General features: G+C 63.8%; 21 protein-coding genes. 9 read left to right on the forward strand and 12 right to left on the reverse strand.

Annotated features, from left to right (window positions below; translation table 11 throughout):
* Positions 1-2: 2 nt before the first annotated feature.
* On the reverse strand, positions 3-482 hold the full coding sequence (locus CIT26_RS23300) for an Lrp/AsnC family transcriptional regulator (protein ID WP_095494810.1): 480 nt from the start codon (positions 480-482) through the stop codon (positions 3-5).
* An 89-nt stretch (positions 483-571) separates the two neighbouring features.
* Here CIT26_RS23300 and CIT26_RS23305 point away from each other — a divergent pair, with 89 nt between their 5' ends.
* On the forward strand, positions 572-1,477 hold the full coding sequence (locus CIT26_RS23305; protein WP_095494724.1) for an EamA family transporter: 906 nt from the start codon (positions 572-574) through the stop codon (positions 1,475-1,477).
* A gap of 97 nt (positions 1,478-1,574) precedes the next feature.
* Here the strand turns inward: CIT26_RS23305 and CIT26_RS23310 are convergent, their stop codons facing one another.
* Positions 1,575-2,480, reverse strand: coding sequence for a dienelactone hydrolase family protein (locus tag CIT26_RS23310; protein ID WP_095494725.1), 906 nt, complete (start codon positions 2,478-2,480; stop codon positions 1,575-1,577).
* A 373-nt stretch (positions 2,481-2,853) separates the two neighbouring features.
* Between CIT26_RS23310 and CIT26_RS36775 the strand changes: the two genes are divergently transcribed.
* A complete protein-coding gene (locus tag CIT26_RS36775; protein WP_095494726.1) occupies positions 2,854-3,012 on the forward strand; it encodes a hypothetical protein in 159 nt (52 codons plus the stop codon).
* 5 nt (positions 3,013-3,017) lie between these two features.
* On the opposite strand, the gene CIT26_RS23320 is transcribed toward CIT26_RS36775, so the two are convergent.
* Entirely contained in the window at positions 3,018-5,330 is a 2,313-nt protein-coding gene (locus CIT26_RS23320; protein ID WP_095494727.1) for a glucose/quinate/shikimate family membrane-bound PQQ-dependent dehydrogenase, read from the reverse strand.
* Between the two features lie 219 nt (positions 5,331-5,549).
* Between CIT26_RS23320 and CIT26_RS23325 the strand changes: the two genes are divergently transcribed.
* Complete coding sequence (locus CIT26_RS23325; RefSeq protein WP_095494728.1) at positions 5,550-8,228, forward strand: ATP-dependent helicase; 2,679 nt, start codon at positions 5,550-5,552, stop codon at positions 8,226-8,228.
* 9 nt (positions 8,229-8,237) lie between these two features.
* On the opposite strand, the gene CIT26_RS23330 is transcribed toward CIT26_RS23325, so the two are convergent.
* The 5 genes from CIT26_RS23330 to CIT26_RS23350 all read right to left on the reverse strand — a co-directional run bounded on the left by CIT26_RS23330 (position 8,238) and on the right by CIT26_RS23350 (position 13,200).
* A complete protein-coding gene (locus CIT26_RS23330; RefSeq protein WP_095494729.1) occupies positions 8,238-9,290 on the reverse strand; it encodes an ABC transporter permease in 1,053 nt (350 codons plus the stop codon).
* A complete protein-coding gene (locus CIT26_RS23335; protein ID WP_095494730.1) occupies positions 9,287-10,084 on the reverse strand; it encodes an ATP-binding cassette domain-containing protein in 798 nt (265 codons plus the stop codon). Before CIT26_RS23335 ends, CIT26_RS23330 begins: the two co-directional genes overlap by 4 nt.
* Positions 10,085-10,147: 63 nt before the next feature.
* Positions 10,148-11,161: a substrate-binding domain-containing protein gene (locus tag CIT26_RS23340; RefSeq protein WP_095494731.1), complete on the reverse strand. Its 1,014-nt coding sequence runs from the start codon at positions 11,159-11,161 to the stop codon at positions 10,148-10,150.
* 102 nt (positions 11,162-11,263) lie between these two features.
* Positions 11,264-12,169 (reverse strand): sugar phosphate isomerase/epimerase family protein, encoded by a 906-nt coding sequence (locus tag CIT26_RS23345; protein WP_206072803.1) that lies wholly within the window; start codon positions 12,167-12,169, stop codon positions 11,264-11,266.
* Positions 12,170-12,171: 2 nt separating this feature from the next.
* The gene (locus CIT26_RS23350) at positions 12,172-13,200 is read right to left on the reverse strand and encodes a Gfo/Idh/MocA family protein (protein ID WP_095494733.1); all 1,029 of its coding nucleotides are present in this window, start codon (positions 13,198-13,200) and stop codon (positions 12,172-12,174) included.
* Positions 13,201-13,397: 197 nt separating this feature from the next.
* Between CIT26_RS23350 and CIT26_RS23355 the strand changes: the two genes are divergently transcribed.
* Genes CIT26_RS23355 through CIT26_RS23365 form a run of 3 tightly spaced genes read left to right on the forward strand, consistent with a single transcriptional unit; the run spans position 13,398 to position 15,324 of the window.
* Entirely contained in the window at positions 13,398-14,423 is a 1,026-nt protein-coding gene (locus tag CIT26_RS23355; protein WP_095494734.1) for a LacI family DNA-binding transcriptional regulator, read from the forward strand.
* A 48-nt stretch (positions 14,424-14,471) separates the two neighbouring features.
* Positions 14,472-14,720, forward strand: a complete 249-nt coding sequence (locus CIT26_RS23360; RefSeq protein ID WP_245319527.1) for a hypothetical protein — start codon at positions 14,472-14,474, stop codon at positions 14,718-14,720.
* A gap of 28 nt (positions 14,721-14,748) precedes the next feature.
* Positions 14,749-15,324, forward strand: coding sequence for a TMEM175 family protein (locus CIT26_RS23365; RefSeq protein ID WP_095494735.1), 576 nt, complete (start codon positions 14,749-14,751; stop codon positions 15,322-15,324).
* Between the two features lie 6 nt (positions 15,325-15,330).
* On the opposite strand, the gene CIT26_RS23370 is transcribed toward CIT26_RS23365, so the two are convergent.
* Positions 15,331-15,612 carry a hypothetical protein gene (locus tag CIT26_RS23370; RefSeq protein ID WP_095494736.1) on the reverse strand — a complete coding sequence of 94 codons (282 nt, stop codon included), beginning with the start codon at positions 15,610-15,612 and terminating at the stop codon, positions 15,331-15,333.
* A gap of 135 nt (positions 15,613-15,747) precedes the next feature.
* Between CIT26_RS23370 and CIT26_RS23375 the strand changes: the two genes are divergently transcribed.
* Entirely contained in the window at positions 15,748-16,614 is an 867-nt protein-coding gene (locus tag CIT26_RS23375; protein ID WP_095494737.1) for an SDR family NAD(P)-dependent oxidoreductase, read from the forward strand.
* 3 nt (positions 16,615-16,617) lie between these two features.
* Here the strand turns inward: CIT26_RS23375 and CIT26_RS23380 are convergent, their stop codons facing one another.
* The 3 genes from CIT26_RS23380 to CIT26_RS23390 form a co-directional block, all read right to left on the reverse strand.
* Positions 16,618-17,031, reverse strand: coding sequence for a low affinity iron permease family protein (locus tag CIT26_RS23380; protein ID WP_167391519.1), 414 nt, complete (start codon positions 17,029-17,031; stop codon positions 16,618-16,620).
* 83 nt (positions 17,032-17,114) lie between these two features.
* Positions 17,115-17,756 (reverse strand): DapH/DapD/GlmU-related protein, encoded by a 642-nt coding sequence (locus CIT26_RS23385; protein WP_095494738.1) that lies wholly within the window; start codon positions 17,754-17,756, stop codon positions 17,115-17,117.
* A gap of 70 nt (positions 17,757-17,826) precedes the next feature.
* Positions 17,827-18,315 (reverse strand): CreA family protein, encoded by a 489-nt coding sequence (locus CIT26_RS23390; protein WP_095494739.1) that lies wholly within the window; start codon positions 18,313-18,315, stop codon positions 17,827-17,829.
* 205 nt (positions 18,316-18,520) lie between these two features.
* Here CIT26_RS23390 and CIT26_RS23395 point away from each other — a divergent pair, with 205 nt between their 5' ends.
* On the forward strand, positions 18,521-19,099 hold the full coding sequence (locus CIT26_RS23395; protein WP_095494812.1) for an SCO family protein: 579 nt from the start codon (positions 18,521-18,523) through the stop codon (positions 19,097-19,099).
* Positions 19,100-19,186: 87 nt separating this feature from the next.
* Positions 19,187-20,059 carry a 50S ribosomal protein L11 methyltransferase gene (locus tag CIT26_RS23400; RefSeq protein WP_095494813.1) on the forward strand — a complete coding sequence of 291 codons (873 nt, stop codon included), beginning with the start codon at positions 19,187-19,189 and terminating at the stop codon, positions 20,057-20,059.
* The last annotated feature ends 6 nt before the right edge of the window (positions 20,060-20,065 follow it).

Raw genomic sequence — 20,065 nt, forward strand, 5'->3', positions numbered from 1 at the left:
CGTCAGGGCTGCCGCTTCACTGCCTCCAGCGGCGAGCGCGCCACCACCGGCGACGACTGGATGATCGCGGTGTTGGTCATCGCAAACGGAATGATGCGGTCGATCACCCGTTCGAGTTCGGCCACCGAGCCGACATGCGCCAGCGCGATGAAACAGTCCTCGCCGGTCACCCGGTCGCATTGCGCGATTTCCGGCAAGTCGCGGATGATCTCGGCCACCACAGCCAGTTGCCCGGGCACGGGCCTGATGCGCAGCCATGCCGACAGCTTCATGCCGAGCGCGGCCGGATTGATCCGCACCGTATAGGCCTCGATCACGCCGCTCTCCTGCAGCCGCCGGATGCGTTCGGCCACGCTCGGCGCCGACAGGCCGACCGAGCGCGCCAGTTCTGCCGTGCTGGTGCGCGCATCCTTTTCCAGCAGGCGCAGGATTTTCAGATCGGCCGCATCCAGATCGGCATTTTCGTTTCGAAGGCGTTTCAGGGAAAACTCCTTGGCTTTGGAAAAGCAATGATCTCTTTGGCTGATCGTTATCCATGTAAACCGGAAAGATTGCCTGCGATAATGATCGCATGGAAGATCGAGCGCAAGCACCCGCAGCAAATCCTGCCCTCGCCGGCCCTGTCTTTGGCAAGCTGGCGACCTCGCTGCCGCCGCATATCTGGTTCGGCGTCAGCGCCGTGTTCCATTATCTCGGGCCGGCTTTCGCCGTGCTGCTTTTCCCCCATGTCGGCGTGCTCGGCATGGCCTGGCTGCGCATCGTCACGGCCGCCCTGGTCTTCGCGCCGCTGACCCGGCCCTGGACGGTCTTCGCCCGCGCCGACCGGCCAACACGACTGCTGCTTCTCGCCTTTGGTGCTTGCCTGGGCGTGATGAATTGCTCCTTCTACCTGGCGCTCGACCGGTTGCCGATCTCGCTGGTCGCGGCGATCGAATTCGTCGGCACCATCGGCGTCGCGCTGGTAGGCGTCAGAAGCCCGCGCAATCTCGCAGCCCTTGCCGTTGCCGTCGTCGGCACCTTGCTGCTGATCGATGTCAAATGGTCAAGCGACCCGATCGGCCTGTTCTGGGCCTTCCTGAACGGCGCGCTGTTCGTCGGCTATATCGTGCTTGGCCATCGCGTTGCCCGCGCCGGCGCTGGCGACGGCATCGCCGGCCTGGGTGCCGCCATGGCGGTCGCCTGCCTCGTCGTGCTGCCGATCGGCTTCACCGATGCGCTGCCGGCCTTCTCGGCGCCGCCACTGCTCATCGCCGCCATCGGCGTCGGCATATGCTCCTCGGTCATCCCTTATATCTGCGACCAGCTTGCCATGTCGCGGCTGCCGCGATCGAGCTTCGCGCTGATGCTGTCGTTGCTGCCGGTCACCGCCACGCTGATCGGCGTCATTGTGCTCCGCCAGATACCCAGCCCTACCGATTGCCTCGGCATCGCGCTGGTGGTGGCCGGTGTCGCTTTCCACAAACCGGCGCGTGACTAGAGCATCGGACTCAAAAGTGGCAGCCGGTTTTGGGAAAATCCGATGCTCAAACCAAAACATGGAGCGGCGGCACGGTTCGACTTGAGAGTCCGTCGCTCTATGCCAGCTTCTCCCTGAGGAAGGCGCTCGTCCGGCCCCAGGCGAGGTCCGCCGCGTTCTTGTCGTAGCGGGCCGCGGACGTGTCATTGTTGAAGGCATGATTGGCACCTTCATAGACATAGATCGTGTACTCGACCTCGGCTGCATCGAGCTCCTTCCTGAAGGCGTCGATACCGGCATTGATGCGGGTGTCGAGCCCGGCATAATGCAGCAGCAACGCCGCCTTGATCTTCGGCACATCCTCGGCCTTCGGCTGCATGCCGTAATAGGCGACAGCGGCAGCCAGATCCGGCGCGTTGGCAGCCAGTGTGTTCACCGTGCCGCCGCCCCAGCAGAAGCCGACCGCGCCGACCTTGCCGTTGCCATCCGCGTATCCCTTGAGGAAAACGACCGTTGCGACCGCATTGGCGATGGTCTGCGCCGGATCGAGTTTGGAAAACTGCTCACGCGCCTTGTCTTCCTCGGCCGGCGTGCCGCCGAGCGGCGACAGGAAGTCCGGGGCAAGCGCCACAAATCCTTCCAGCGCCACGCGCCGCGCCACATCGCGTGTATGCGGGTTGAGCCCCCTGTTCTCATGCACGACGATGACGGTTCCGAGCTTGCCGGACTGGCCGGCCGGCTTGACCAGATAGCCCTTCATCTCGCCACCGCTGCCGGGATAGCTGATGTCCTCGCCCGTCACGCGTGAATCGTCCTCGGCAATGATCGCTGCCCGGGCCGAATTCGCAGCCAGCAGCGGCGCGATTGCGGCCGCCGCCGCACCTGATCCGGCAAGCCTGGTCAACTGTTCCATGAAGCGCCGCCGGTCGAGCGTCAGATGCGTGTATTCGTCATAGGCGTCGATCATCGCCTGGGTAATGGCGGGTGTCGCGACGGCTGGGCTGGCAGGGCTAGGTTTCGTCATGGCGCTCTCCTCGGCTTCGGGAAACACTCCCGCCGCGCAAGATAGGGTAGAAGCCCGCATGGTCCAGTCACGGATCAGTGAGGCCCTAGCATGCACTCCACAACGCCGGTCGGCCTGCATTGGCTATGGACCGTCGGAGCGATTTCCTTAGCTAGGATAATTCAAGGCGACAACCGTGGGCCTTCTTCAGCGTCGTCGCCATGGCCTGTCTGCTGGTCTCGGCCCGAAAGGCCATGACGCGAATGCGCCGCATCTTCATCAAAATTTTGGTCATCTCCGACAATCTTGGCGGTGCTGTCGCAGTATGAACGAAAGCCGCCGGTAGTGATCCTGCCTACCCTGTGGCTGGCTCTGACAAGAAGGAACAACGCCCATGACCTTCCCGACCCCGATCCTCGTAAGCGCATTCGTGCTTGCCGGCGCTGCGCTGCTGGCGCTGCGGTCCGCCGCCTTGGCGGCCAGGCGATCGACGGTCAAGGTCCGCAGCAACCGGCGCCGGCCTGCCGGCAGCCGCTCGAAAACCAACGACTGAACGCCTTATTTCGGCAGCGTATAGGCCATCACGTAATCCCCCGGCTTGGTACCGACCGAGCCATGGCCGCCGGCGACGATGACCACGAACTGACGACCGTCGGCGACCGTGTAGGTCATCGGCGTCGACTGCCCGCCGGCCGGCAGCCGGGTCTGCCATAGCTGCCTGCCGGTCGTCAGATCATAAGCGCGGAAAAAGTCGTCGACCGCAGCACCAAGGAAGGCGACGCCGCCGGCGGTGATCATCGGCCCGCCAATGCCCGGCACGCCGACCTTGAACGGCAGTGGCAGCGGCGTCATGTCGTAGACGGTGCCGTTGCGGTGTTTGTAGACGATCTTGCCGGTCCTGAGATCGACGCCCGCGACATAGCCCCAGGGCGGCGCTTGGCAGGGAATACCGAGCGGCGACAGAAACGGCTTCAATATCACTGCGTAAGGCGCACCGTCATTGCGATTTAGGCCCTGTTCGCTGCCCTTGGTATCGCCCGGCGGCGGCACGTCCGCGCGCGGGACCAGCCTGGAGATGAACGCCAGGTATGTCGGCATGCCGAACATCACCTGCCGGACCGGATCGACGGCGACGCCGCCCCAGTTGAATGTGCCGAAATTGCCGGGATAGATCAGCGAGCCTTGCAGCGACGGCGGCGTATAGCGGCCCTCGTAGCGCAGTTTCAGGAATTCGATCCGGCAGGCCAGCTGGTCAAACATGGTGATGCCCCACATGTCCGCCCCGGTCAGCGGCTTCGGATTGAAACTCAGATCCGAAGCCGGCTGCGTCGGCGAGGTGTGGTCGCCCTCGATCGCGCCGCCCGGCGCCGGCACTTCGTTGACCGGGACGATCGGCTCGCCGCTGCGCCGGTCGAGCACATAGAGGTCGCCCTGCTTGGTCGGCCCGACCAGCGCCGGCACGACGCCGCCGGCCGTGGTGATGTCGACCAGCGTCGGCTGTGCCGGCACGTCCATGTCCCACAGATCATGATGCACGGTCTGCCGCACCCAGCGCAATTGGCCGGTGTTGAGATCGAGCGCGGTGATCGAGGAGGAGAATTTCTCGACATTGGCGCTGCGCCCCAGGCCGAGCTGGTCCGGCGTCTGGTTGCCGAGCGGCACATAGAGCAAGCCGAGCTTCTCGTCGGCGCTCGCCGTCGACCACATGTTGGGCGAGTTGTGGGTATAGGTCTGATCCGGCGCCAGTGGCGTCGTCTGGTCCGGATTGCCGGAATCCCAGTTCCAAATCACGGCGCCGGTGTCGACGTCGAAGGCGCGGATGACGCCGGACGGCTCCTGCGTTGAATAATTGTCGTTGACCGCCCCGCCGACGATGATCTTGTTGGCGACGATCAGCGGCGCCGAAGTCGAATAATAATAGCCCGGCTTCGGATATGGCATGTTGGCGAGCAGGTTCAGTGTGCCGCTTTCGGCAAATGTGGGACAGACCTGGCCATTCGCGGCGTCGAGCGCGATCAGCCGAGCGTCGGATGTCGGCAGATAGATGCGTGCCGCACAAGGCTGGCCGGCGGCGATTTTGGCATCGGCGTAATAGGACACGCCGCGGCAGGTCTGGTGCTGGCGATCCTTGTTCAACTTGATCTTGGGATCGAAGCGCCATTTCTCCTTGCCGCTGGCGGCATCGATCGCAATGGCGAAATTGTGCGGTGTGCAGATGTAGAGCGTATCGGCAATCTTCAGCGCCGTCACCTGATAGGTCGTCTCACTGATGTCGTCGGGCCCTTTCACATCGCCGGTGCGATAGGTCCAGGCCGGCTGCAAATTGGCAACGTTTTCGGGGGTGATCTGGTCGAGCGGCGAATAGCGCTGGCCATACTGCGTGCGACCGTAATAGTGCCATTCGCCGGCTGGCACATTGCCGCCGAGATCGGCGGTCGGCGTCACCTTGTCGGTGTTGAGTTCGCCGGCAATATCCTTTGGATCGGTCGTCATCGAATAGCCGGCGACGCCGATCGACGCCAGCACCGCGAGGATCAGCGGCGCGCGTCCATCGGGACCGGCGAGCCCGCGCCGCGCCCACGGCGTCAGCAGCCACAACGCGATAAGCACGATGATGCCGCCGCGCGGACCGAGCTCCCACCAGTCGAAGCCGGTTTCCCAGACCGCCCAGCAAAGCGTGCCGATGACGATCGCCGCGTACAGCCACAGCGCCATGGATTTGCGCCTGTAGAGCAGCCAGGCAGCGACGAGGAAGGCGATGCCGGCAATGATGTAATACCAACTGCCGCCTAGCGAAGCTAACCAGATGCCGCCGCCGCCGAGTACCAGGCCGATGAGGAAAAGGATGAGGGAGGTGATGACGACAGCCAAGACGATGCTCCTTCGACTGGTGCGCGCTTCGCACGCGTCAATGGGCAACCCGGCATTGCGTTCCTGCCCCGAGCACAACTTTCTCCGGCCCGCCATGGCTGTCAAGCAGGCCGGCGCTATAGGTGGTGTTCTACCGGATTTGTAACTCCCCCGCCTGGATTGAGAACAAAACGGAGACACTTCTGGCCTTTCGCTGCCGAATCACTACATTCGGGGGAGATGTCCGGCTTTTCGGAAGATATGCCTTTTTTTGACGAACCGAACGCGCGGCCCGTGGCCCCGTCGGGCATTGCCGCGCGCGCCATGGCTGCCCGCAGCGGCCACACCAATGCGCCCGACTATCTGAACGGCCTCAACCCCGAGCAGCGGCTGGCGGTGGAAACCACGGAAGGCCCGGTTCTGGTGCTGGCCGGCGCCGGCACCGGCAAGACACGCGTGTTGACCACCCGCATCGCTCACATCCTTGAGACCAAGAGGGCCGAGCCTTGGCAGATCCTCGCCGTCACCTTTACCAACAAGGCCGCGCGCGAAATGAAGCAGCGCATTGGCCTGCTGGTCGGCCATCAGATAGAGGGCATGCCGTGGCTCGGCACCTTCCACTCGATTGGCGTGAAGCTGCTGCGCAGGCACGCCGAGCTTGCCGGGCTCAAATCCGACTTTACCATCCTCGACACCGACGACGTCGTTCGCCTGATCAAGCAGCTCATCCAGGCCGAAGGGCTGGACGACAAGCGCTGGCCGGCCAAGCAGTTCGCCCAGATGATCGACGGCTGGAAGAACAAGGGGCTTGGCCCTGCCGACATTCCCGAGGGCGACGCCCGCGCCTTCGCCAACGGCAAGGGCCGTGAGCTCTACAAGGCCTATCAGGAGCGGCTGAAAACGCTGAACGCTTGCGACTTCGGCGACCTCCTGTGCCACCCGATCCGCATCTTCCGCGCCAATCCGGACGTGCTGAAGGAGTATCACAAGCGCTTCCGCTACATCCTCGTCGACGAGTATCAGGACACCAACACCGCCCAATACATGTGGCTGCGCTTGCTGGCCCAGCGGCCGGACGCCGGACGCACTTCTACGTCGACAGGTTTGCGAACGGCTGACGGCCGCAAGCCCGACCGGGCGTCCGAGCCGTTGCGAGGCCCCCGCGGAGGGCCCGTGCCGGCAGGCGCGGAACAGCCCGTGAGCGAAAGTAAAGTAAACATTTGCTGCGTCGGCGACGACGATCAATCCATCTATGGCTGGCGTGGGGCCGAGGTCGACAACATCCTGCGCTTCGACAAGGATTTCCCCGGCGCCGCGATCATCCGGCTGGAGCGCAACTACCGCTCCACTGCGCACATCCTCGGCACCGCCTCCCATCTCATCGCCCACAATGAAGGCCGCTTCGGCAAGACGCTGTTCACCGAAAAGGTCGCAGAGGACGACGAGAAGGTGCATGTCCATGCCGCCTGGGATTCCGAGGAAGAGGCCCGCGCCGTCGGCGAAACCATCGAGGCCTACCAGCGGCAGAAGCATAACCTCAACGACATGGCCATTCTTGTCCGCGCGTCCTTCCAGATGCGCGAGTTTGAGGACCGCTTCGTCACGCTCGGCCTCAACTATCGCGTCATTGGCGGCCCGCGCTTCTACGAGCGTCTCGAAATCCGCGATGCGCTGGCCTTCTTCCGCGTCGTCGCGCAAGGGGCAGACGACCTCGCCTTCGAGCGCATCGTCAACGTGCCGAAGCGCGGGCTGGGCGAAGCCACCATCCGCCAGATCCACGACACCGCCAGGGCGCTTCGCATCCCGATGCTGGAGGCTGCGGAAAAACTCGCCGAGAGCGACGAATTGAAGCCGAAGCCGCGCGCAGCGCTGCGCGAAGTCGCCGCCAATTTCGAGCGCTGGCAGAAGGCGCTGGAGACCACGCCGCACACCGAGCTCGCCGAGATCATCCTGGAGGAGAGCGGCTACACCGACATGTGGAAGAACGACCGCTCGGTGGAAGCTCCCGGCCGATTGGAAAACCTCAAGGAACTGATCCGCTCCATGGAGGAGTATGAATCGCTGCGCTCCTTCCTTGAACATGTCGCTCTGGTGATGGACGCCGAGCAGAACGCCGAGCTCGACGCCGTCAACATCATGACGCTGCATTCGGCCAAGGGCCTCGAATTCGAGACCGTTTTTCTCCCCGGTTGGGAGGAAGGTCTTTTTCCACACCAGCGCGCGCTCGACGAGGGCGGCCGCTCCGGGCTGGAGGAAGAACGGCGGCTGGCCTATGTCGGGCTGACCCGCGCCAAGAAGAACCTGCATTTGTGGTTCGTCTCCAACCGCCGCATCCACGGCCTGTGGCAATCGACCATCCCGTCGCGCTTCCTCGATGAATTGCCGGAAGCCCATGTCGAGGTCGCCGAGGGCGGCAACTCCTATGGCGGGTACGGCAATGCCTACGGCGGCGGCTCCTTCGCCTCCGGACGAGGCGGCCAGGGGGCAGGAAGGCAGAACCCCTATGGCGCTTCGCGCTTCGACAATGTTGGCGGCAATACAGGCGGCACCGAGAAATCCGGCGCCTTTTCCAACACCTATGCGACGCCGGGCTGGCAGCGCGCGCAACAGAACCGCACCGAGGCGACCGACCGCAACTGGGGCTCGCGTTCCGGCCATCAGGTCGAGCGCATCGGCTATGGCGAGACCGACAGCGGCTATGGCGCCGGCCGCACCTCGATCAAGGGCCGCACCATCGACGGCGAACTGGTCGCCAAGTCCGTTGCCGACAAGCCGTCGGCCTTCAATGTCGGCGACCGCGTCTTCCACCAGAAATTCGGCAACGGCAACATTGCCGCCATCGAAGGCAACAAGCTGACCATCGACTTCGACAAGGCCGGCCAGAAACGCGTGCTGGACGGGTTTGTCACCGGGGTGTGAGTATCCCCCTCACCGATACCGCGCCTGGTTCCATTTGTGGCCGAGCAGCGACAGGATGATGATCAGCCCGTTGAAGAACTGGACATAGAAGCCGCTCAGGCCTGCCGCGACGACGCCGGTCTGGATGAACGACACGGTGACGGCGCCGATGGCGCCGCCGACCACGGTACCGACCCCGCCCCAGGTCGGCGTGCCGCCAACGAACACCGATGCCAGCACCGGCAGCAAATAGCCGTCGCCAGCCGTCGGCCACCAGGTGAAGTTGATCATCACCGAGAAGGTGCCGGCGATCGCCGCCCCGATGCCGACGAAGACGAACACTTTCACCCGCACGCGCTTGACGTCGATGCCCATCTGTTGGGCGCTGTCGGGATTGTCGCCGACCACCTTCACCTGCGCGCCGAAGCGATGCCTGTTGTAGAGCAGCGCCGACAGCACGACGAAGCCGATGGCCCAGAAGATCTGCACCGGGATGCCGTAGAGTTGGCTGGAGAAGATCTTGTAGGCCCAACTGTCGGCAAGGCTGGTCAGCGCCGTCGACCTGCCTTCGTTGATAATCTGGATCAGGCCGCGCAGCAGGAAATTCATGCCGAGCGTGGCGATCAGCGACGACAGCCCGCCATAGACGACCAGCGACCCGACCAGGAAGCCGAGCAACGTGCCCGTTGCAATGGCGGCGGCGATGCCGAGAAACGGGTCGTAGCCGGCCTGCACGACCAGCGCGAAGACCCATGAGGCAAAACCCATCGTCGCCGGAAACGACAGGTCGATCTCGCCGCAGGTGACGACGAAGACCAGCGGCACCACCACGAACAGCGCTACCGGCAGCGTGGTGAGCACGGAGCTGTAGAGATACCAGGTGGTGAAGACGGTCGGGTTGGCGATCATGAACACTGTCATCATCACCACGAACACGGCAAGCGTGCCGAGTGCGGCGCGGTTGTCGAGGATGAAGCCGCGCATCCGGTGATCAGATGGGTGTTTCCACTCTTTCCGGGGATTGCCGGGACGGGAGATGCCGGCGGACGGCTCGTGCAGATCGGGCTCTATTGTCTTGCTCATCGTGCTCTCTGCTCCGCGTCGCCGGCGTCGTGCAGTCCCGGCAATCCGCCCGGATGCGCGACGTCTTCCATGAAGTTGATGAGGTCTTCGGCCGCCTTGACTTGGCTGCGGTCAGCGGTGAGCGCGACCTTGCCGCGATCGAGCACGACGAAGCGGTCGGCAATATCGAAGACGTGATGGATGTTGTGGCCGATGAACAGGATCGATCGGCCGCTCGCCCGCACCTGGCGCACGAAATGGAAGACTTTGGCGGTTTCGGTCAGCGACAGCGCCGTCGTCGGCTCGTCGAGGATGATCAGGTCGGCCTGCTTATAGATGGCGCGGGCGATCGCCACGCCCTGGCGTTCGCCGCCGGAGAGCTGGCCGACGATCGATTGCGGCGTGAACACTTTCGAGGTGAAGCCGATCTCGCGCATCAGCCGGCTCGCCTCCTCGATCTCCTTGCCGACCTTCAGCCAGCCGAACCAGCCGGTGAGCTCGCGGCCCATGAAGATGTTGCGCACGATCGTCTGCTGCACGGCCAGCGCCCGATCCTGGAACACGGTCTCGATGCCGGCGTCGCGCGAGCGCGCCGCGCTCCAGCCGGTCACCGGCTTGCCGCGGATGAGGATCTCGCCGCTGGTCGGCCTGACCACGCCGGACAGAATCTTGATCAGCGTCGACTTGCCGGCGCCGTTGTCGCCGATCAGGCCGACCACCTCGCCGCGGTCGACGCTGAGATTAACCCCGCCCAGCGCGTAGACCTGGCCATAGGACTTGCTGATGTCGCGCAGTTCGATAAGGCGTTCGGCCATTGCGATCCTCGCTTGGTTCCGGCTGCCGGTCGGCCTGCCCGACCGGCATGCCGTGTTAGAAAGTCAGCGCAGCGCCTGCTTGGCGAGCTCGGCGACGATCTCGTAATTCTCAGGCGTGACGAAGCCGGCGCCGGTGTCGACATTCATTGGCGCTAGGCCCAGCACCGCCTGCTGGCAGAGGCTGAGGATCGGCAGATAACCCTGCAGGAACGGCTGCTGGTCGGCCGTCAGCTGCACCCAGCCGCCCTTGAAGCCCTCGACGATCTGCGGGCTGGTGTCGAAGCCGAAATTGAAGATATCGCCCGCCTTCCTGCCCGCCGCCTGCATGTAAGTCGGGACGTTGCCCAGCATCTGTCCGCCGGGATAGCCAACCGCCTTGACGTCGGGATTGTTGAGGAGTGCTGCGGTAATCACCGGAATGGCCAGATTGGGGTCGGAAGCCCATTCGCCGCTCGGCGGCGAGGAGAGCTGGATGACCTCGACGCCCGCCTCTTTCAGGGCGGCGACCGTGCCGCGCTCGCGCGCGCCGCGGTTCTCGTTCTCGAACGGGCCGATCATGATCGCCTTGTCGCCGGCCTTGAGCCCGGCCAGCTTGAACGCCTCGGCGCCGAGCGCCCGGCCTTGCTGCTCCTGCTGGGCGCCGACATAGCCGCCGCCGAACGCTGCCGTGACCTTCGGCACCGGCACGTTCTGGTACATCATCCTGATGCCGTCCTTGTGCGCCTGTTCGGCCAGCGGCATGATCGAAGCATCGCCCGGGTGGCCCATCATGGCGATGCCGCCGGGCTTGACCGCGACGGCCTCGCGCAATTGCTGCACCATCTTCTCGACATCCCATTGGGAAAAGATGTAGTCGACCTTCGGCCCAAGATCGGCCTCGGCCTGCTTGGCGCCATTGTAGACGATGGTGCCGAAGGCGTCGCCCTCGGCGCCGCCGACGAAGAAGCGGATATGGACGTCCTTGCACCACTGGGCATCGAGCGCCTGGGCGGGCAAGGTGGAGATTGCGGCGGCGAGCGCCGTGGCGGCCGCCAGGACGGTCGAGCGCAGAACTGTCCTTCTCATCGTGATGCTCATGCACGTTCCTCCCTTTGTTCCCTCGCAAGCCGAGGGGTTTTCGACGAATGCTTCGGCTTCTCGCCGCAATGCTTCGCTGGCCGGCTCCTCGCGCCGGCCACCTCACGCCGGGTTCGGCAGATATGTCGCACCTCCCCGGCATTGCTTGAGGTAATCGAGCGAGCGAGCCTGCCCTGTAATCTCAAGGTCGCCGCGGTAAACCGGGTCGTGCCAGCCCTCGATGTCGATGGCGCCCTTGTATCCGGCCAGCCGCAATTCGCTGATCACCCCCGTCCAGTCGCTGTCGCCGAAGCCCGGCGTGCGCATCTGCACGAACGGCAGCCGGCCGAACACGCCATGCTCGCGGATCACGTCCCAGCGCACCGTCGCGTCCTTGCCGTGGACATGGAAGATGCGCGGCGCCCATTTGCGGATCTGCGGGATCGGATCGATCAGATAGACGAGCTGGTGGCAGGGCTCCCATTCCAGGCCGAGATTGTCATCGGGCAATTCGTTGAACATCAGCTCCCAGGCGTCCGGATTGTGGGCGATGTTCCAGTCTCCATCAGCCCAGTTGCCGTCCATCGCGCAATTCTCGAAGGCGATGCGCACGCCCTTGTCGGCGGCGCGCCGAGCCAGTGGTCCCCAGACCTCGCGGAAGCGCGGCAGGCTGTCGGGCAGCGGCTTGCCGCGGAGGCGGCCGGTGAAGCCGCTCACCATCGAGGTGCCGAACAGATGCGCATGATCGATGGCCGTTTCCCATGCGTGAAGCACGCCGCGATCGACATCGCCGCTTTCCAGCGGATTGCCGAACACGCCGAGCGAGGAGACGACGACGTCGGCGTCGCCGATCGCCTCGCGGATCTGGCCGGCCAGCCGTGGAAGATCCTTGCCGCCCAGCGTCTGCCAGAAGAAGGGCTGGATGCTCTCGAAGCCGAGCGGCAGGATCGCCTTGATATAAGCGGCCGGGTCATCGAGATTGGCCCGCACCATGGTGCCGATCCTGATGTCGAGAAGCGGGTTTGGCATCGTCATCCTTCCTGTGCGATCGCGACCCGGCGTCCGGTTTCGGCGCTCTCGATCGCGCCGAAGACCATGGCCAGGCTTTTGATGTTGTCGGTGCCGCGCGTCTCCGGCTCAGTGCCGGTTTCGACGGCGCGCACAAAATCCTGGATGATGCCGAGATGGCCGCCGATGCGGTCTCTCGGATCGAGCGGCGACACGGCGAGCGGCTCTGTGCGATCGAACAGGCCTTCGCGGATAGGCCGCGCGACTTCCGCCTTCAACCCGTCCTCGCCGTCCCAGACCAGGCTGCCGCGCTCGGCGACGATGCGCCACGTGGCCTCCCAGCTGGTGCGGAACCCGTCGGCGCACCAGGAACCGGCATAAGTAAACAGCTTGCCGCCGCCGAACTCGAAGATGGCGGTGGCCGACGATCCCTGCCGGTACCAGGAATTGGCCGGCTCCCATTCCTGGCAATAGACGCTGGCCGGTGCAGCGCCGACCATGTAGCGGGCGGCGTCGAAAGTATGGATCGCCATGTCGAGCAGCAGGACATGGCGCATCTCCTCGCGAAACCCGCCGAAATGCGGCGCGACAAAGAATTCGGCGTGGATGCTGGTTGGGGCACCGATGGCGCCGGAATCGAGAAAACGCCTGATGCGCCTGACGTTGGCGACATAGCGGCGGTTCTGGACGACGGCGTGCACGCGCTTGGCGCGTCGGGCAGCCTCGACGATGGCGCGCGCGTTCTCCGGGCTGTCAGCCAGCGGCTTCTCCGTCAGGAGGTGGCAATGATGGGCAAACGCGGAGAGCGCAACCTCGCGCCGGGCCACCGGAACCACGACGTCGAACACTGCGTCGGGTTTGGTCTGGTCGAGCACGGCGTCAAGATTGGTTCCGACAATGGCGCCGGCAAGCTCATATTCGCGCGCCCTCGCCTTCGCCCTGCCGGCGTCGAGGTCGACAAGGCCGACAATAGCCAACCCGTCGATCTGGCTCGCCGCATCGAGCCAGTGCTTGCTCATCGCTCCGCAGCCGACCAGGACGACATTCATCATCCAGCGCTCCTCCTCCACTCGGCCCCTCCAGACCTATCGTCACGACATTCACGGCATGACCGTAAACGTTTTTCCGTAAACGTTTACGAGAACACACCGGAAGGCGTAGAATGTCAATTGGCCGCTCGCGAAAATCACCTTTATTGCCTTGGCCTGAAGAGCGGCCGGTGATAGCCAGGCAAGGGGAGAATTGTCCTTTGGCGTCCAGCATCCACGACCTTGCGCGTCACCTGAACATTTCGATCGGCACCGTGTCGCGCGCGCTCAACGGCCGTGCCGACGTCAATGCCGACACGCGCCAGCGCGTGCTCGATGCCGCGGCAAAGCTGAACTATTCGCCGAACCAGTCCGGCCGCAGCCTGCGGCGCGGCGCCACCCATTCGATCGCCTTCATGCTGCAGCCGCATCCGGGCGACCAGCAATATGGCGAACCGTTCTTCATTCCGTTCCTGACCGGGCTGCAGGCGAAACTCGCCGAAAGCGGGCTCGACCTGATCGTGGTGATGGGCGCGCCGGGCGACTACCAGCAGGAGCGCCTGCGCCGGGTGGTCGAGACGCGCCGAGCCGATGCGGTGGTGCTCGCCTGGACGCGTCGCGAGGACGAGCGCATCGATTACCTGACCAGGGTCGGCTTCCCGTTCGCGACGCTCGGCCGCAGCCGATCGGGCGGCAAATCCTATCCGTCGCTCGACCTCGATTTCGAGAAGGCCGGGGCCGAGGCGGTCGACCGCCTGGTGGCGCGCGGCCACCGCCGCATCGCGGCCATCCGCCCGTCTCTCAACCTCAATTTCGGCTATCTGTTCCTGGCCGGCTATCGCAAGGCGTTGCGCCGTCACGGCATCGAGGTCGACCCCGGGCTGATCGCGGATGGCTTCATCAACGAGGCCGGGGGATACGGAGTGACGCCGCAGGTGATGCGCTCCAAGGACCCGCCGACCGCTATCATCTTCAACAATGACGCGATGGCACTGGGCGGCTGCAAGGCGCTGGCCGAGATGGGCATCAAGCCCGGTCACGACATTGCGGTGATCGTCATCGTCGACACGCCGCTCTGCCGCTATTTTTCACCGGCGCTGACCGGCTTCCGCCCTCCCCTGGAGCCGATGGGACGGCGGCTGGCCGAAATGCTGCTGGCGTCGATCCCGGCCTTCGCCGGGCCTGAGGGCGCGCGGATCATCCGTGAGGTCTGGCCGCTGGAGCTGATCGCGCGCGACAGCGATTGATGATGGCCGCACTCACCTTCCCCTCTCGTTGTTGATCGGCCCCTCTTCTTGTTGATCGGCGAGGAAGCGCTGTGGTGGAGCTTTCCGGTCGGCTCGATCACCTCGCTCGCGCTGGCAGCCACCTATTACCGCTTCGGCCGCTGGCGCACTATGCACATGATCGAAGACAGGCCGGCCGCCGGCGAGCCGCCGGACACCGGCCTCGGCATGCCGCGTCAGCGCGCATCTTTCGCCCGAGACGCCGAACGGCTGAACGACAGCGCCCAGGCCTTCCCTCCAGCCACTTCGATCGCCTAGGATGAGCCAGGCGCAGCAGAGGAAATCCATGGGCAAGGGACGAGTCGAGGCATTTACCGATGGCGTCATCGCCATCATCATCACCATCATGGTGCTCGAGTTGAAGGTGCCGCATGGCGCGGAGTTTTCCGTCCTGGCACCTCTATGGCCCACGTTTCTCAGCTACGTGCTGTCCTTCATCTATGTCGGCATCTACTGGAACAATTTGCACCACATGTTCCACACCGTGCAGCGAGTGGATGGCCGCGTGCTGTGGGCCAATCTGCATCTGCTGTTCTGGCTGTCGCTGATGCCCGTCACCACCGCATTCATGGGCGAAAACCATTTCGCGCCGGTGCCTGTCGCCGTTTACGGTGTTGTCCTGGCGCTTTGCGCGGCCGCCTACTTCATTCTAGTCGTCATGCTGCACCGGCTGCATGGCAACGACACTGCCTTCGCCAGAGCGGTGGGCACCGACCGCAAGGAAAAGATCTCGGTGGTCCTCTACATCGCCGCCATTCCGCTGACCTTCGTCAATCAATGGATCAGCGTCGCGCTCTATGTGCTGGTTGCCATGATCTGGTTCGTACCGGACAGGCGGTTCGAGAGGCTGTTCGAAAAATAGGTCTGCCTATTCCCGCATCGCTTTCAGCTTTTCCGCCACAGAGGCCGCAAGGTCGGCATAGCGCTCCTCAAGCCGCTCGGCCGCCTTGATCACCGAAAAATCATGGCCAAATTTTTCCAGCGCCATGCGCAGCTTCTCGACGAACTCCGCCTGTTTTTCGAGCGCCGAAAACAGCGTCTTCACTTGCGCTTCGCTGATGTCGGGATTGGCAAGCATTTGCGGCACCTCGCGGCTCATCTGGTCGCCGGTGGCGGTCTGTTCTTTCAGGATCTCGATCCAGTCGGTCAATCGGTAATCTCCTTCTTACGCGGACAGCATGCGCAGCGCCTGCCGATGTGGTCAACCCAAGGATGCCAAAGCGGGCTTGCGCGAGCCCCTCGCCGCGCTAAGTTCGGCGCAACTTGAACGAGGACGCTATTAGCCATGACCACCGATGCCGAAATCCAGAGCGCTTTGCCTGCCTTTGCCTCCGGCAACGTTGCCGTCATCACCGGCGGCGCCAGCGGCATCGGCCTTGCCGCAGCCAAGCGGCTGGCGGCGATGGGCCTGAAAATCGTGCTGGCCGATATCGGCGGCGCGCGGCTCGATGAGGCTGCCGGCGCCGTTGCCACGATTGCCGGCGCTAACGCGGTGCTTGCTGTTGCCACCGATGTCTCGAAAGCCGACGAACTCGACCGGCTGGCCGAAAAGGCGTTCGGTGCCTTCGGCGGCGTGTCGCTGTTGATGAACAATGCCGGCGTCGGCAACAATCCCGGCAAACCCTGGGAGAACCGCGACGCCTGGAAGCGGCTGCTGGACATCAATTTCTGGGGCGTCGTCCATGGCGTCGAGGCCTTCGTGCCGCGCATGCTGGCGGCCGGCAGGCCGGGCCTGATCGTCAACACCGGCTCCAAGCAAGGCATCACCACGCCGCCCGGCAATCTTGCCTACAACGTCTCCAAATCCGGTGTGAAGACCTTCACCGAGGGCCTGGCACACGCGCTGCGCAACGAGCCCGGCGCAAAGATTGCGGCGCATCTGCTCATTCCGGGGTTCACTTTTACCGGCCTGACCGAGGGTGCGACCGAAAAGCCCGCCGGCGCCTGGACGGGCGAGCAGGTGATCGACTTCATGCTGGCCTCGCTGGTGCGTGGCGACTTCTACATCCTGTGCCCCGACAACGAGGCGACACGGCCTATGGACGAAAAGCGCATGGCTTGGGCGATCGGCGACATCATCGAGAACCGCCCTGCTCTGTCGCGCTGGCATCCGGATTACAAGGAGGCTTTCGCGGCGTTTATGGAAAGCTGACGCTCACGCCGCATGTGTCTTCGAGCCGCGCTTTTGCGCAGTGGCTTTCTTGACCGCCGTATCATGCCGTTTCGCCGCCTGTTCACATTTTTTGCGGATCTCCTCGACCTCGGATTCGGTCAGGTGCTCGATGCCGATAAAAGTATTGTGAGCTTTGCCGGCCCGGATCAACTCGTCGAGTTTCGTCTGAATAGCCGTGCCATCGCGGTTCTGGGTGTTCTGGATGAGAAACACCATCAGGAAGGTGACGATCGTCGTGCCGGTATTGATGACGAGTTGCCACGTATCCGAAAAGCCGAACAACGGCCCGCTTGCCGCCCAGACAACGATGATCAGAAAACAGACGGCGAATGTCGCCGGCAGACCGGCAAGATGGGCAACATAGTTGGCGATCCTGGTGAAAAGCTGCTCGATCATGGCAAGAGAAACAACCGGCAACCGCTCCGGGTTCCCTTGCAAGGAAGGATTTCACGGACATAACCGTGCACGCGCCTGCCAAATCAGGATATTTCGTTTTCCCAGCGGTCGAGGAAGGCCTCGATCGGCATTGCCTGCATGTCGGGGACTGCCTTGGCCAGTTTCTCGGGCGGCCAGTCCCACCAGGCGAGGCTTTCGATCCGCGCGGCGATGTCCGCCGCGAAGCGTTGGCGCAATTGCCTGGCCGGAACGCCGGCGACAATCGCATAAGCAGGTACGTCGCGCGTCACCACAGCATTGGCGCCGACGATCGCGCCATTGCCGATGGTCACGCCGGGCATGATCACCACACCATGGCCGATCCAGACATCGTGGCCGATGCTGACGGATTGCGCCCGCCGTCGTTCCCGAAATCCGGCGTCGACGCCCAGCCAGCGAAAATACTCGTTCGGGCGATAGCTGACCTTGTGCTGGGTCAGCCGCTCGATCGGATGCTCCAGCGCGTTGATGCGGCTGTTGGCGGCGATCGAACAGAACTTGCCGATCGTGGTGTAGATCGCCTCGGCGTGGCGCTCGAAATAGGAGAAGTCGCCGACCGATACCTCGCGCAGGATAACCCGCTCGCCGATCGAGGCGTAGCGTCCAAGCTTGCACGCCTTCAACTCCGCAGTCGGGTGGATGCGCGGCTCGGGGTCTTTCAGGACGAGATTTTCGGGACGGTCCATCCCGGCGGCTTTACGCCCGAGCGATTGGTCCCGCAAGCGGGACCAATCGTCCGTCACCTGTTACCAGAGCCTATTTCGGCTTGCCGTTGCTCCACACCACGTTCTGGCCGTAGAGCGGCACGGTGGTGACCGACATTTTCGCCGAACCGTCCTGCACCTGGCGCGAATGCGACAGATAGATCAGGGTCTCATTGGTCTTGTCGTAGATGCGGTTCACCACCTGCTTCTTCCAGATCAGGCTGATGCCCTGCTTGAACACCTCCTCGCCGGCCTCGCTCATGTCGATGTCGCTGATGGTGATCGGCCCGGTCTGGCGGCACGAGATCGAGGAATCGGACGGATCCTCGAACCAGTTGCCCTTTTGCAGGCGATCGATCACGCCGCGGTCGAAATAGGAGACGTGGCAGGTCACGCCTTCGACCTTCGGATCCTTGATCGCCTCGACGATGATGTCGTTGCCGAGCCAATCGACGCCGACCTTGCCGACCTCCTGGGCGACAGCCGCACCAGCACAGATGACAAGGTATGCGGCCAAAGCGCCGCCGATCAGTTTTCGCAAGGAAGCCTCCTGCGGTTCGAGTTTTTGCCGACCTCAGGTGGGACGGGCGGCAGCGCTTTGCAAGCGGATCATTTTTTGACAGGAATGCCGGTTGCGGCAACGCGACATCTTTGCGCGCGCGAGATCAAACCGTTAAGAGTGTTCGCCAAACAAGCTCCATGGCGCCGATACGACGCCAATGAAAATCACGACGGACACCGAATTGATGATGCGTTCAATACTGGTCGGCATTCTCGTCCTGATGACGGCGGGCATCGGCTGGCTCACCTTTGAATGGTACCGCGACCGCTTTGGCGGCGAGCCCTATGGCGCGCCGTTCACGCTGGTCGACCAGAAGGGCGCCCCGATCACCGAGGCTGCGTTTCGCGGCCACCCCAGCGTCGTCTTCTTCGGCTTCACCCATTGCCCGGAAGTCTGCCCGACCACGCTGTTCGAACTGGCCGGCTGGCTGAAGACGATGGGGGACGATGGCAAGAACCTGCGCGCCTATTTCGTGACGGTCGACCCGGAGCGCGACACGCCCGACGTCTTGAAAGCCTATATCAGCAATTTCTCCGACCGCATCCTCGGTATCACTGGCGACCCGGACAAGGTCCAAGCCATGGCCAAATCCTTCGGCATCTATTCGAAAAAGGTCGATACGGGCAACGGCGACTACACGATGGACCACACCGCTTCGGTGTTGCTGCTCAACGCCAGGGGCGATTTCGCCGGCACCATCGCTTATGGCGAAAGCCCGGACACCGCCATCGCCAAGCTCAAGCGGCTGGCGGCGGAAGGTTAGAGCAATGATCCCGAACCGAAGGTCCGCGACAGCGAAAAGTGGGACCGGTTTTCGGAAAAGATCATGCTCAAACAAGATCATCGTCTGATGACCCAAACGCGGCTTTATTTCACCACTGGAAAGATCGAGGCCGACCGTATCTTCGCGGCGTTCGAAACGGCCTTCGAGGACGAGGGTCTGCCGATTGCCATTCTCGAAGTCGATGAGGATCGCGACATCCAGGAAGTGTCGCTCTATGCCGACGGCGATGTCGACGCCGTCGAGGCGCGCGTGGAAGAGATCCTTGCCGGGCTCGCCTTGTCGAGGCCGATTGCGCGCGAGCCCGTGCCAGATATCGACTGGGTGACGCGTTCGCTGGAGGGACTGAAGCCGGTGCGCGCCGGCCGTTTCTTCGTCCACGGCGCGCATGACCGCAGGAAGCGCCACAGCGGCGAGCTCGCCATCGAGATCGAGGCGGGCCTCGCCTTCGGCACCGGCCATCACGGCACTACTGCCGGCTGCCTTGAAATGCTGGAACAGGTCGTGCGGCGCGAGCGCCCGCGCAACGCGCTCGACCTCGGCACCGGCAGTGCGGTGCTGGCCATCGCGCTTGCCAAGCTCGCCCATATCCCGGTGCTGGCGACCGACATCGATCCGGTCGCCATAAAGGTCGCCGCCGCCAATGCACGGCTCAACCGAGTCAAGGCGCTCGTCGAAACGGTGACGGCGCCGGGCTTCCACCATCCGATCTTTGCCGCGCGCGGCCCTTTCGACCTTATCGTCGCCAACATACTGGCGCGGCCGCTGATGCGGCTGGCGCCCGAAATGGCCAGGCATATCGCCCTGGGCGGCTCGATCGTGCTGTCAGGCATCCTCGACCGGCAGCGCGACGCGGTGGTCTCGGCCTATGTCGGCCAGCAGTTCCGCCATGTCAGGACGTTGCATCGCGAGGGCTGGGTGACGATCCACCTCAAGCGGTGACGCAAA

The sequence above is a fragment of the Mesorhizobium temperatum genome (assembly GCF_002284575.1).
Lineage (GTDB): Bacteria > Pseudomonadota > Alphaproteobacteria > Rhizobiales > Rhizobiaceae > Mesorhizobium > Mesorhizobium temperatum.